The sequence below is a fragment of the Pseudomonas sp. GW822-FHT06D10 genome, from assembly GCF_058799535.1.
Map to the genome: position 1 here is coordinate 660,274 of NZ_JBXALN010000005.1, position 13,405 is coordinate 673,678.

At 64.0% G+C, this 13,405-nt stretch carries 11 protein-coding genes; 4 read left to right on the plus strand and 7 right to left on the minus strand.

Annotated features, from left to right (window positions below):
- Positions 1-16 precede the first annotated feature (16 nt).
- From prmA to gcbA, 6 genes are all read right to left on the minus strand, one after another.
- A complete protein-coding gene (gene prmA / locus AC1RL5_RS20240) occupies positions 17-895 on the minus strand; it encodes a 50S ribosomal protein L11 methyltransferase (RefSeq protein ID WP_065364917.1) in 879 nt (292 codons plus the stop codon).
- Positions 896-1,124: 229 nt separating this feature from the next.
- Positions 1,125-2,486 carry an acetyl-CoA carboxylase biotin carboxylase subunit gene (gene accC / locus AC1RL5_RS20245; protein ID WP_015633996.1) on the minus strand — a complete coding sequence of 454 codons (1,362 nt, stop codon included), beginning with the start codon at positions 2,484-2,486 and terminating at the stop codon, positions 1,125-1,127.
- A 17-nt stretch (positions 2,487-2,503) separates the two neighbouring features.
- Positions 2,504-2,965, minus strand: coding sequence for an acetyl-CoA carboxylase biotin carboxyl carrier protein (accB, locus tag AC1RL5_RS20250; RefSeq protein ID WP_015633997.1), 462 nt, complete (start codon positions 2,963-2,965; stop codon positions 2,504-2,506).
- Between the two features lie 48 nt (positions 2,966-3,013).
- The gene (gene aroQ / locus AC1RL5_RS20255) at positions 3,014-3,466 is read right to left on the minus strand and encodes a type II 3-dehydroquinate dehydratase (protein ID WP_011059042.1); all 453 of its coding nucleotides are present in this window, start codon (positions 3,464-3,466) and stop codon (positions 3,014-3,016) included.
- A 231-nt stretch (positions 3,467-3,697) separates the two neighbouring features.
- Positions 3,698-5,659 (minus strand): methyl-accepting chemotaxis protein, encoded by a 1,962-nt coding sequence (locus tag AC1RL5_RS20260; RefSeq protein WP_492589549.1) that lies wholly within the window; start codon positions 5,657-5,659, stop codon positions 3,698-3,700.
- Positions 5,660-5,712: 53 nt separating this feature from the next.
- Positions 5,713-7,380, minus strand: coding sequence for a diguanylate cyclase GcbA (gene gcbA / locus AC1RL5_RS20265; protein WP_015634000.1), 1,668 nt, complete (start codon positions 7,378-7,380; stop codon positions 5,713-5,715).
- A gap of 288 nt (positions 7,381-7,668) precedes the next feature.
- Here gcbA and AC1RL5_RS20270 point away from each other — a divergent pair, with 288 nt between their 5' ends.
- The 4 genes from AC1RL5_RS20270 to speA all read left to right on the plus strand — a co-directional run bounded on the left by AC1RL5_RS20270 (position 7,669) and on the right by speA (position 11,968).
- A complete protein-coding gene (locus AC1RL5_RS20270; protein ID WP_011059045.1) occupies positions 7,669-8,736 on the plus strand; it encodes a DUF2333 family protein in 1,068 nt (355 codons plus the stop codon).
- 3 nt (positions 8,737-8,739) lie between these two features.
- Positions 8,740-9,276 (plus strand): NUDIX hydrolase, encoded by a 537-nt coding sequence (locus AC1RL5_RS20275; RefSeq protein ID WP_072451990.1) that lies wholly within the window; start codon positions 8,740-8,742, stop codon positions 9,274-9,276.
- A gap of 184 nt (positions 9,277-9,460) precedes the next feature.
- On the plus strand, positions 9,461-9,832 hold the full coding sequence (locus AC1RL5_RS20280) for a translation initiation factor Sui1 (protein WP_015634001.1): 372 nt from the start codon (positions 9,461-9,463) through the stop codon (positions 9,830-9,832).
- A 222-nt stretch (positions 9,833-10,054) separates the two neighbouring features.
- Positions 10,055-11,968 (plus strand): arginine decarboxylase, encoded by a 1,914-nt coding sequence (gene speA, locus AC1RL5_RS20285; RefSeq protein ID WP_492589550.1) that lies wholly within the window; start codon positions 10,055-10,057, stop codon positions 11,966-11,968.
- An 86-nt stretch (positions 11,969-12,054) separates the two neighbouring features.
- On the opposite strand, the gene AC1RL5_RS20290 is transcribed toward speA, so the two are convergent.
- On the minus strand, positions 12,055-13,401 hold the full coding sequence (locus tag AC1RL5_RS20290; RefSeq protein ID WP_011059049.1) for an MATE family efflux transporter: 1,347 nt from the start codon (positions 13,399-13,401) through the stop codon (positions 12,055-12,057).
- Positions 13,402-13,405 lie beyond the last annotated feature (4 nt).

Consider the following 13,405-nt stretch of genomic DNA (forward strand, 5'->3'; position numbering starts at 1 on the left):
TATGCAGGCGGCCATTCTAGCGCCGACGGCCGGTGATGCGCACCCAGCCATCAAGGGTGGCGATCGGGTCCAGATCGAAGTCCTGGGCATAAGCCGCGGCGACTTCCTCGCCCTGCTCGGCAAGAATGCCGGAAAGCGCCAGGCGCCCGCCGGACTTGACCAGCCCCGAAAGCTGCGGCGCCAGGGCCACCAGTGGCCCGGCCAGGATGTTGGCCACCAGTACATCGGCTTGCTCCTGGGGCAGTTGCTCGGGCAGGTAGAGCGGGAACAGCTCGTCGGCAATGCCGTTGCGCCCGGCGTTGTCACGGGAGGCTTCCAGGGCTTGCACGTCGATGTCGGTGCCCACCGCCTGTTTGGCGCCCAGCAACAGGGCGGCAATGGCCAGGATCCCCGAGCCGCAGCCGAAGTCCAGCACGTTGCAGTCCTTCAGGTCCTGGCCGTCCAGCCATTCCAGGCACAGGGCGGTGGTCGGGTGGGTGCCGGTGCCGAAGGCCAGGCCCGGGTCCAGCAGCAGGTTCACTGCCTCGGGCTCTGGCGCGGCGTGCCAGCTGGGAACGATCCACAGGCGCTGGCCGAAACGCATGGGCTGGAAGTTGTCCATCCAGCTGCGCTCCCAATCCTGGTCTTCGATGACTTCGCTGTGATGCTCGGGCAGCGGGCCGCCGGTCAGCAGCTCCATGTGGGCGAGTACGCTGGCGGCTTCGGTGCCGCCCTCGAACAGGGCCAGCAGATGGGTGTGGGACCAGAGCGGGGTGGTGTTCAGTTCAGGTTCGAAGATCGGCTGATCCTCGGCGTCCATGAAGGTGACCGAGACGGCACCGACTTCAAGAAAAGCGTCTTCGTAGGTTTCGGCTTGTTCTGGGCTGATGGCGAGACGGACTTGCAGCCAAGGCATGGCGGGCACCTTTGAAAATATGTGATGTGCAGCCTAGTGGGCCGCGAGAAGCGCGCAAGTTTACGCGAGACGCCCCTTGGGAGCGAGGGGGATACCCTGTGCTTGGTCGCAAGGACGGTTGATCAGGGAATGGCCGCTGCGCGGTTCGTGAGCAGGCTCGCTCCTGCAGGGCGGCGGCGGATACGACAAGGCCGCTCGAAAGCGGCCTTGTCGGTGTGGCGGGTGCCGATCAGTGTTGCTCGGCCAGCTTGTGCTCGAGGTAGTGAATGTTCACCCCCCCTTTGCAGAAGCCTTCGTCACGGGTCAGGTCGCGGTGCAGCGGGATGTTGGTCTTGATCCCGTCGACGACGATTTCGTCCAGCGCATTGCGCATGCGCGCCATGGCTTCGTCACGGGTGGCCCCGTAGGTGATCAGCTTGCCGATCAACGAATCGTAGTTTGGTGGAACCGCGTAACCGCTGTACAGGTGCGAGTCGACGCGCACGCCGTTGCCGCCCGGGGCATGGAAATGCTTGACCGTGCCTGGGCTTGGCATGAAGGTTTTCGGGTCTTCGGCGTTGATCCGGCATTCCAGCGCGTGGCCGCGGATCACGACGTCGTCCTGGGTGAACGACAGCTTGTTGCCGGCGGCAATGCTGAGCATTTCCTTGACGATGTCGATACCGGTCACCATTTCCGATACCGGGTGCTCTACCTGCACGCGAGTGTTCATCTCGATGAAGTAGAAGCGGCCGTTCTCGTAGAGGAACTCGAACGTGCCGGCGCCACGGTAGCCGATGTCGATGCACGCCTTGACGCAGCGGGCGAAGACTTCCTGGCGGGCGGTCTCGTCGATGCCCGGTGCCGGCGCTTCTTCGAGGACCTTCTGGTGCCGACGCTGCAGCGAGCAGTCGCGGTCGCCCAGGTGGATGGCATTGCCCTGGCCGTCGGACAGCACCTGGACCTCCACGTGACGTGGGTTGGTCAGGAACTTCTCCAGGTAGACCATCGGATTGCCGAACGCCGCGCCGGCTTCGGAGCGGGTCAGCTTCGCCGAGGCGATCAGGTCTTCTTCCTTGTGCACCACGCGCATGCCGCGACCACCACCGCCACCGGCGGCCTTGATGATCACCGGGTAGCCGACTTCACGACCGATGCGCAGGGCGGTTTCCTCGTCTTCCGGCAGCGGGCCGTCGGAACCTGGAACCGTCGGTACGCCGGCCGCGATCATGGCGTGCTTGGCGGAAACCTTGTCGCCCATCAGGCGGATGGTCTCGGCTTTCGGGCCGATGAAGGCGAAGCCGGAGTTTTCCACCTGTTCGGCGAAGTCGGCGTTTTCCGCGAGGAAGCCGTAGCCAGGGTGGATCGCCGTGGCGCCAGTGACTTCAGCGGCCGCGATGATGGCCGGGATGTGCAGGTAGGACTGCGCGGCTTGCGCAGGGCCGATGCATACCGATTCGTCTGCCAGGCCCAGGTGCATCAGCTCCTTGTCGGCCTTGGAGTAGACGGCTACGGTCTTGATCCCCATTTCCTTGCAGGCACGCAGGATCCGCAGGGCGATTTCGCCGCGGTTGGCGATCAGGACTTTTTCCAACTTCGCAGGCTTCAACATCAAAGACTCTCCGCGGTTCAAACGATGGTGAACAGCGGTTGGTCGTACTCAACCGGCTGGCCGTCTTCGACAAGAATGGACTCGATCACACCGCTGGTTTCAGCTTCGATGTGGTTCATCATCTTCATCGCTTCGACGATGCACAGGGTGTCGCCCTTCTTCACGCTCTGGCCGACTTCAACGAAGGCTGGCGAGGTAGGCGAAGACTTGCGGTAGAAAGTACCGACCATTGGCGAACGGGCCACGGTGCCGTTCAGCGCGGGTGCGGCCGGTGCTGCAGGAGCGGCGGCGGCAGCAGGAGCGGCAGCGGCAGGCGCAGCCACTGGAGCGGCAACCGGAGCCGGTGCGTAGTACTGCTGGGCTGGAGTCTTGCTGTGGCGGCTGATGCGTACGGACTCTTCGCCTTCCTTGATCTCCAGCTCGTCGATGCCGGACTCTTCCAGCAGTTCGATCAGTTTCTTAACTTTACGGATATCCATGAATCATCAACTCCCAAGGGTCGGTCAGGGGCGTTTATCGCTTGTCGTTCAAGCGTTTGCCTGACGTTCAAGCTGTTCTAGGGCGGCCTCCAGGGCCAGTCGGTAACCGCTGGCGCCAAGGCCGCAGATCACTCCCACCGCAACATCGGAGAAGTAGGAGTGATGACGGAAAGGTTCGCGTTTGTGCACGTTGGACAAATGCACTTCGATGAATGGGATGCTCACCGCCAGCAGCGCGTCACGTAATGCGACGCTTGTATGCGTAAAAGCTGCTGGATTGATCAAAATGAAATCCACGCCTTCATCGCGGGCGGCATGGATGCGCTCGATCAATTCGTACTCGGCATTGCTCTGCAGGTACTGCAGATGGTGCCCGGCATCACGGGCCCGTTGCTCCAGGTCCTGGTTGATCTGGGCCAGGGTAGTTGCACCGTAGACCCCCGGTTCACGGGTGCCGAGCAGGTTCAGGTTGGGTCCGTGAAGAACCAGTAGGGTGGCCATCGGTTGTTCCTTGTTATCGGGGGCTGTTGTCAGAACCCGGCGACTATGCCGGAAAGACTTTATGACTGTCCAGTTCTCTGCAATAGCCAGCACGATGACCGATGTTTGCGCAAAATATGTGACCGACAGATTAAATCCGGTCATTTGCCCTCAAGAAAGGGGGGCGTGCTTCTTGTCGCCCGTTTCGTCGCTGATGGCGGTGGGTTGTGGTTTGCGCGCCCGTTTCAGAGCCTAGACGCGGAACGCTTGGACTGCCGTATGCAATTGCCCGCCTAGGTCCAGCAGGTTCTCGCCCTGGGCCCGGCCTTCGCCGATGCGCAGCAGGTTGTCGCCGCCCAACTGGTGGATGCGTTCGCTGTGATCGCGGATTTCGCTCACCGCGCCGCTCTGCTGGGCAGTGACATCGGCGATCCGCACGGCGGTATCGGCGATGGTCTGGATCGCCCCGACGATTTCGTCCAGGGCGCCATCGGCGGCCTGGGCCTGGCCGGCGGTGGCCTCGGCGTGTTCGACCTGGGCGCGCATGCCTTGTACCGATTGCTGGGCGGCGGCCTGCAGGCCGGCGATCAGGGTCTGGATCTCCGCGGTGGCCCCGGCGGTGCGCTGGGCCAGGGAGCGCACTTCTTCGGCGACCACGGCAAAACCGCGGCCCATTTCCCCGGCGCGGGCGGCTTCGATGGCGGCGTTGAGGGCCAGCAGGTTGGTCTGGTCGGCGATGGAGCGGATCACCGTCAGCACGCCGCCGATGGTGGCGGATTCCTGCGCCAGGTGTTCGATCATCTGCGCGTTGCCCTGGACTTCCCCGACAAGGGCGTGCAGCCCGGTGAGGCTCAGGCCTATGACTTTCTGCCCCTGCTGCACGGCGAGGCCAGCACTGCGGCTGGCGTCGGCGGCCTGGCTGGCGTCCCCGGCGACCTGCTGGATGGTGGCTTCCAGTTCGCCCAGGGCATCGCGGATCTGTGCGGTGTCGCCGGCCTGGCGCTCGGCGCCGCTGTGCAGGCCGCTGCTCAGGTCGGCCAGGGCGCGGCTGCTGCCGGCCACTTGTTCGGCGTTCTGGCGGATGGTGCCCACCAGGTCCACCAGGTAGGCGCGCAGGCGGTTCAGGGATTCCTCGATGTCATGCAGCTCGCGGTTGGTCTTGCCCAGCTGGATCGGTCGGCTGAAGTCGCCTTCGGCCCAGGTCGACAGCGCCGGGGCGAGGTTGGTCAGAACCCGCGCCAGCTTGCGCTGCAAGGTGTCGATCACCAGGGCGATCAACAGGATCAGGCCGATCATCAGCCCCTGCATCAGCCGCACTTCGCCCTGGATCTGCCCGTGCTGGGCCCGTACCGCCGGTTCCAGTTCGGCGATGGCCTGGCGCACGGCGTTGATCTTCAGCAGGGTTGCGGCGCTCAGGTCGGCGCGCTTCTGGATCTGCTCGCGGGTGCGTTGCAGTTCTGCCGGATAGCGGCTGAGCAGGCTGTTGAGTTCACGCTTGAAGCCTATGCCGGCATCTTCGGCGGCGGCTTTCTCGGTGTTTTCCAGGCCCATCATGGCGGCGAAATCATCGGTGCCCGATTCGCTGCTGGCGGCCACGCCCAATAAAGGCAGGGCATCGAGCTGATCGGCCTGGGCGCGGATGCTGTTCACTTCCCGTTCCACATCGGCGGCCAGCTCGCTGCGGCCACTGCTCACCAGCTTGTCCCGGGCCAGGGAGAGCTTGCCCAGGTGCTGGGAGGCGGTGAGCAATAAAGGCAGGTAGTTCGCCGCTTCCGCGCTCTTGGCCCCGCTGGCGTACTGGCTGAGCTGCTCCAGGTTCGCGCCCAGCTCGCGTTCGGCCTGCAACAGCAGGGCCTGGGGATCGCCTGCCAGCTTGCCGGCGGCCAGCAGGTCGGTCTTGCTGAAGTCGTCGAGGCTGGCCAGGCTCGGGCGCAGGCTTTGCGCCAGCGGTGGCGGCAGTTCGCCCAGCTCGCCCTGCAGGGTTTCCAGGGCCTGGGCCGCACTGCTCAGCCGCAGGGCATCGCCGCTGGCCAGGTAGTCTTCGATATTGCGCGCCACCTGGTTCTGAAACTGCTGGGACAGCCCCAGGTAGCGCTCCATCAATAGATAGGGGCGTTCCAGGGCACGTTGCGACCACCACAGCGTCGCCCCCAGGGCGAGGCAAACGGCAACGAGCAGCAGGGTATTGAGATTGGTCAGCAGCTTCAGGCGCATCGGGGCTCTACCAACGGCTTAAATGGTAAGCGCCTGAATTTATTGCGTTTGTATTACAAGGTTATGACCGAATCGGTGGATTCGGATGAAAAGATGGCACTTTGACTTGATCGCGCGGCCTGGACTCGATTGCGCCCGCCATGCTTGGCTCGGTACAGGGCTTCGTCGGCCTGGCTGGCCATCATCAGGCTGTCGGAATCCTCCTGCATTTCCACCACCCCGGCGCTGAAGGTGCACCACAGGTCCTGGGGCTGGGCCGGGTAGTGGATCTCGGCAAAGCGCTGGCGGATTTCGTCCAGAACCTTGCACGCGGCGTCCTGGTCGGTGTCGGGCATGACAATGGCAAATTCTTCGCCGCCGTAGCGGCCGATGAAGTCGGTCTTGCGCAGGCGCTGTTTGAGAAACAGCGCCAGGCTCTTGATCACCCGGTCGCCCATGGGGTGGCCGTGGCTGTCGTTGACCCGCTTGAAGTGGTCGATATCCAGCATGGCGAAGCTCAGCGGCTTGCCCTCGCGACGGGCGCGGAAACTGCAGTCTTCCAGCAGTTGCAGGATATGGGTGTGGTTGTACAGGCCGGTGAGGCTGTCGCGGACCATCCGCGCCTTGAGGTTGCGCGCCCGGGCCGCGCGGTTGCGCACGGTGGTGATCAGGTGCCGGGGCTTGATCGGCTTGGTGAGGAAGTCGTCGCCGCCTTCGCTCATGGCGTCCAGCTGCTTGTCCAGGTCGTCCTCGGCGGACAGGTAGATGATCGGCACGCTGACGTAGCGGTCGTTGTGGCGGATTACCTTGGCCAGCTCGGTGCCGGTGCAGGCCGGCATGTACATGTCGAGAATGATCAGGTCCGGCTGGAAGTCCGCCAGCTCGGCCATGGCCTGGATCGGTTCGATCAGGGTGCGGGTGACGATCCCGGCACTGTTGAGCAGGCGCTCGGTGTGCAGGGCCTGGGCCCGGGAGTCGTCGATGATCAGCACTTTATAAGGTTCGTACTGGGCGACGCAGGTCAGTACTTCGATTTTTTCCAGCAGGCTGGAGGCTTCCAGGGTGCCGGTGAGGAATTCCTGGCCGCCGGCGCGCACTGCGGCCAGGCGCGTCGGGGTGTCGGTTTCATGCAGGCTGAAGAAAAGCAGCGGGAGTTTCTGCTCCAGGCCGACCTGGGCCTCGGCGGCCAGGGTCAGGCCCATGCCGGCACCGCAGAAATCCACATCGATGACGATGGCCGCCGGCAGGCGTTCGACCATGGACGAACGAAAGGCCGGAATGCTGTCCAGGGACTGGGCGCTGAGGCCGAAGAATTCCAACTGCTTGGCCAGGCGCTCGGCCCGGTCGTGGTCCTGCAGCATCACGTAGATCGGCTTGCGCAGGGGCGGCAGGAAGGTCTGTTCCAGTTGGTCGCCGTGGCGCAGCCCGGTGCGCGACAGGCGCTGCATCAGGCGGTTGAGGTCGGTGATCAGGTTGCTGCTGAGGCGGCCACGGTTGGCGTCCACCGCTTCCAGGGACTGGCTGATGCTGCGGGCCAGCTGGGTATGTTCGGGTTGTTCGAAACGTTCGGCGAAGCGAAGCAGGCGCAGGTTGGCCTCGCACAGCTCCGACATGTCGGTGGTCGACCATTCGCTGCGTTGCAGACGCTGCCATATCTCAAGAATCTGACGTGCCTGATGAATTACCCGCTGGGCAAAGTGGTGCTTGAGGCGCTCACGGCTGGGGTCTTCTGGCTCGGTCATATCCTGACTACTAGTTAGGGTGCATGCTGAGATCGACTGGTGGCTCTATGCTAGCACCACTTTTGTGTCCCATGAGTGTCGTACGTCAATAATGTGCAAAGCGACGTTATTCAGTTCCTGACCGATTGGTCGCGTAGGCTCCGGACTGTGCTTCATTTATAGTGGCCAGCTGATTCGCAATCTTTGCGCGGCGCGCATTTGCCGGAAGATTTATCCCGTCAAGGCAAGGCACGATGGAGTAGGGTTGTGGTCGAACCGATGAACTCAAGTGATTGAAAGGACATAGCCATGCTGGATTGGAAGAATCGCGCAGGCAGCGCGCCAGATCGTGCTGCCGAACCCAAGTCGGCGACACGCAGCTATTTCGGTGGCCTGCTGTTCAGTCGTGCCCTGGCCACCTTGCTGGGCCTGTATCTGCTGGTCACCGGTGCCCTGGGCTGGTACTGGAGCCAGGAGCCGGCGCTGTTCCCCGTCCAGCAGAACGCCCAGATCGCCGCCGAGAAGGAAGGCCGACAGATGGTGGTGGGCTACACCACCGTGGAAACCCTGAAGACCGTGGTCGGCACCCTGCTGGACAAGCCGGGTGGCTACATTTCCAACGACCGTTTTCCACCGGGGCTGTGGATGGACAACATGCCGAGCTGGGAATACGGCGTGCTGGTCCAGGTCCGCGACCTGACCCGTGCCCTGCGCAAAGACTTCGCCCGTTCCCAGTCGCAGTCCGCAGAAGACGCCGACCTGGCCAAGGCCGAGCCGCGCTTCAACTTCGACAACAAGAGCTGGATCCTGCCGTCCAGCGAATCGGAGTACCAGGAAGGCATCAACTCCCTGAGCCGCTACCAGGCGCGTCTGTCCGATCCGAACCAGAAGACCGCGCAGTTCTATGCCCGCGCCGACAACCTCAACAACTGGCTGGGTGACGTTGGCACGCGCCTGGGCTCGCTGTCCCAGCGCCTGTCGGCCAGCGTCGGCCGGGTCAAGCTCAATACTGCTCTGAAGACCGAAGTGCCGGCCCCGGGCCAGGGCCCGCAGGTTGATGAAGAAGTGGTGGAAACCCCGTGGATGCAGATCGACAACGTGTTCTACGAAGCCCGTGGCCAGGCCTGGGCGCTGTCGCACCTGCTGCGGGCCATCGAGGTGGACTTCGCCGATGTGCTGGCGAAGAAGAACGCCACCGTCAGCGTGCGCCAGATCATTCGCGAACTGGAAGCGTCCCAGGAGCCGGTCTGGAGCCCGATGATTCTCAATGGCAGCGGCTTCGGCGTGCTGGCCAACCACTCGCTGGTGATGGCCAACTATATTTCCCGGGCCAACGCGGCGGTCATCGACTTGCGTCAATTGCTCAATCAAGGCTGATCCATGGTCGCAACCGACAAAGAGGCGGCCCACCGCGCCGCCTCCGATGCAGAACAGATTGCCTGGGTCGATGGCGAAGACCAGTTGCTGGGTGCCATGGTCCGTTCCGAGTTGCGCGAGCGCGGCCTGATCGGGCGTGGCACCTACATCATGCTGTTCAACTCCGCCGGTGAGCTGTGCGTGCACCGGCGAACCCTGAGCAAGGCCATCTACCCGGGCTACTGGGACGTCGCCGCCGGCGGCATGGTCCTGGCGACTGAAAGCTATGCCGAATCCGCCGCCCGGGAGCTGGAAGAGGAACTGGGGGTGAGCGGGGTCGAACTGACCGCCCATGATCACTTCTTTTTCGAGGATACCGGCAACCGTCTCTGGTGTTCGGCGTTCTCTGCCGTGTGGGACGGTCCACTGCGCCTGCAGCCGGAAGAAGTCCTCGAAGCGCATTTCATGCCACTGGATCAGGTGCTGCGGGAAATCCACGAAAAGCCCTATTGCCCGGACTCCCTGGCTGCCCTGCAGCGCTATCTGGCACGGCGTCGCTAAAGTTGCATAAATTGGCGCTGATTGGCTCTTAGCAACCGGGCTTTTTGCCGTTACACTGCGCGACTTTTCAAGCTGAACCAGGCTGCCCTGGTTCAGTAGCGCTGCCCCTGCCTGAGTGGGGCTTCGCGGTCGATGGCACCGCCATGTGCTTCGACCAGTCTTTGTCCTCCCAAGAGGATTGCCGGTGGCCAAAAAAGCCGCATCCTTCGCCGCCCTTGGTGGCCTGGTATTTTCCACCGACGCAGGTCGACATTGCCCGGACTGTAGCCAGCCGGTAGCCGCCTGTATCTGCAAACAAACCGTGATCCCGGCCGGCGACGGCATTGCCCGCGTGCGCCGCGAAAGCAAGGGCCGTGGCGGCAAGACGGTGACCACCATCACCGGCGTGCCCCTGGCCGAAGATGCCCTCAAGGAGCTGGCCACGACGCTGAAGAAACGCTGTGGCACCGGCGGCGCCCTGAAAGACGGCGTCATCGAAATCCAGGGCGACCATGTCGAGCTACTCTTGGCGGAACTGGTCAAGCACGGTTTCAAGGCGAAGAAGTCCGGCGGCTAGCAGCCTCTGTGAAAACCACCTGTGACTGGACCCTGTCTTGATTCGCTCAGGACACCGGCGTCGTCTCCATGGTTTTCACAGAGCCTGTTCATGAACGGTTTCTAAACTCGGCACGGCGGGCGCGGTCTATTGCGCTTGCAGGCTAATCGTCATTTTCATTCTTTAGACTGCGCCAGCCCTGGAGTGGGGCGGCGCTCTATGACTTCTTTATAGGGGACTTCGATGTCCGTACGACGCACACGTAAAGACGATGGCAGCCAATGGACAGTTGCGGACAGCCGCAGTGTCTACGGGATTCGCCATTGGGGGGCCGGGTATTTCGCGATCAATGACGCCGGTCGCGTCGAAGTTCGTCCGAACGGCCCGAGCAGCTTGCCCATCGATCTGTTCGAACAGGTCGAGGAGCTGCGCAAGAGCGGCTTGTCCCTGCCGTTGCTGGTGCGCTTCCCGGACATCCTCCAGGACCGCGTGCGCCAGCTGACCGGTGCCTTCGATGCCAACATCGGGCGCCTGGAATACCAGAGCAAGTACACCGCGCTGTACCCGATCAAGGTCAACCAGCAAGAAGCGGTGATCGAGAACATCATCGCCACCCAGAATGTTTCCATCGGCCTGGAAGCCGGCTCCAAGCCGGAGCTGCTGGCGGTCCTGGCCCTGGCGCCCAAGGGCGGCACCATTGTCTGCAACGGCTACAAGGACCGCGAGTTCATCCGCCTGGCGCTGATGGGCCAGAAGCTGGGCCACAACGTGTTCATCGTCATCGAGAAAGAGTCCGAAGTGGGCCTGGTGATCGAGGAAGCGGCGTCCCTCAAGGTCAAGCCACAGGTGGGCCTGCGGGTGCGCCTGTCGTCCCTGGCTTCGAGCAAGTGGGCCGACACCGGTGGTGAAAAGTCCAAGTTCGGCCTGTCGGCGGCGCAACTGCTGTCGGTGGTGGAGCGCTTCCGCGCCGCCGGCCTGGACCAGGGCATCCGTCTGCTGCACTTCCACATGGGCTCGCAGATCGCCAACCTGGCGGACTACCAGCACGGCTTCAAGGAAGCGATCCGCTACTACGGCGAGCTGCGCAACCTCGGCCTGCCGGTGGACCACATCGACGTCGGCGGCGGCCTGGGTGTGGACTACGACGGCACCCACTCGCGCAACGCCAGTTCGATCAACTACGACATGGACGACTACGCCAGCGTGGTGGTGGGCATGCTCAAGGAATTCTGCGACGCGCAGAACCTGCCGCACCCGCACATTTTCTCCGAGAGCGGCCGCTCCCTGACCGCCCACCACGCCATGCTGGTGGTGCAGGTCACCGACGTCGAGAAGCACAACGACGACGTGCCGCAGATCGACAACAAGCAGGAGCTGCCGGAAACCGTGCAATGGCTGGTGGACCTGCTGGGCCCGACCGACATTGAAATGGTCACCGAAACCTACTGGCGCGCCACTCACTACATGAGCGACGTGGCCGCCCAGTACGCCGACGGCAAGCTGACCCTGGCCGAGAAAGCCCTGGCCGAGCAGTGCTACTTCGCCGTATGCCGGCGCCTGCACAACTCGCTCAAGGCGCGCCAGCGTTCCCACCGCCAGGTGCTGGACGAACTCAACGACAAGCTGGCCGACAAGTACATCTGCAACTTCTCGGTATTCCAGAGCCTGCCGGACACCTGGGCCATCGGCCAGGTCCTGCCGATCCTGCCGCTGCACCGCCTCGACGAAGAGCCGCTGCGCCGCGCGGTGCTGCAGGACCTGACCTGCGACTCCGACGGCAAGATCAAACAGTACGTCGACGAGCAGAGCATCGAGACCAGCCTGCCGGTACACGGCCTCAACGAGGGCGAGGACTACCTGCTGGGGATCTTCCTGGTGGGCGCCTACCAGGAAATCCTTGGTGACATGCACAACCTGTTCGGCGACACCGACTCGGTGAACATCTACCAGCGGGCCAATGGCAGCGTGTACCACGCCGGGATCGAGACCCACGACACCATCGAAGACATGCTGCGCTACGTGCACCTGTCGCCGGAGGAGTTGATGACCCACTACCGCGACAAGGTGGCCAGCGCCAAGATCAGCGCCGCCGAGCGTACCCAGTTCCTTGACGCATTGCGCCTGGGCCTGACCCGTTCGTCCTACCTGTCTTCCTGACAGCCCCGGCGAACCCTGGAAACCCACCGCTCGCGGTGGGTTTTTTTTGCCCGCAATTCAGGCTGTACGGCCTGCGGGCACTAGGTTCAGCGAGCCTCGGCGAACCAGCGGTCGCGGCGCTGCAGGTGCCAGGCGAAGGCACCCAGGGTCAGGCTGCGCAGGAACATGAACAGCAGGAACGTCAGCCACAGGCCGTGGTTGCCCAGGCCTTGCAGCGCCCAGGCAAAAGGCAGCAGCAGGAGCACGGTCAGCAACATGCCGTTGCGCATTTCCCGGGCCCGGGTGGCGCCGATGAACAGGCCGTCCAGCAGGTAGCTCCAGACCGCAATCAACGGCAGTACGGCGAGGTAGGGCAGGTAGGTAAAGGCGGTCTGGCGCACGTCGGGAATATCGGTCTGCATTTCGATGAACAGGTGGCCGCCCAGCAGGAACAGCACGGCGAACCCCAGGCTGGCCAGCAGCGACCAGCCACCGGCTACCACCAGCGAGCGGCGCAGGGCCGGGCGGTCATGGGCGCCGATGGCGTGGCCGCACAGGGCCTCCACTGCGTGGGCCAGGCCATCGAGGGCATGGGCGGTAAGCAGCAGGCCGTTGAGCAGCAGGGCATTGGCCGCCACTGTGGCATCGCCCAGACGGGCGCCTTGCACGGTGATCAGGAAGAACACCGATTGCAGGGCCAGGCTGCGGATGAAGATGTCACGATTGACCGCCAGCAGCGGGCGCCAGCTCTGCCAGCGGCGCAATGCCGCCCAGGCGATTTGCCCCGGATAGGCCCGCAGGGCCGGCCGGGTCATGGCCAGGCCGACCAGCGCGCCGCTCCATTCGGCGATCACCGAAGCCCGGGCCGAGCCCACCACGCCCCAGTCCAGGCCGAGGACGAACCACAGGTTGAGGGCGATGTTCAGCACGTTGGTGCTGAGCAGGATGGCCAGCGGTGCCCGGGCGTTCTGGGTACCGAGAAACCAGCCCACCAGGGCGAAACTGGCCAGGGCCGCGGGCAGGCCCAGCAGGCGGGTGTGGAAAAAGCTCCGGGTCATCTGGTCCAGCTCCGCCGAGGGCTGCATCAGGTGCAGCGCCGCGCCGCTCAGGGGCACGCCTATGGCGCCCAGCAGCAGCGCCAGCCCCATGGCCAGTATCAAGCCCTGGAGCAGGATCTGCCGCAGCGCCGCCCCGTCGCCGCGCCCGGCGGCCTGGGCGGCGAAGCCGGTGGCGCCCATGCGCAGGAAGCCCATGGCCCAGGCCAGGAAGGTATAGAGGCTGGCACCGACCGCCACGGCGCCCAGCTGGTGGGCGTGGGGCAGGTGGCCGATCACCGTGCTGTCCACCAGCGCTACCAGGGGCACGGAAATGTTCGACAGGATCATCGGCGCGGCCAGGGCCCAGACGCGGCGATGGGTGGGGCGGTGACGCCAATCGGAAATCAGGGGGGGCATGCAG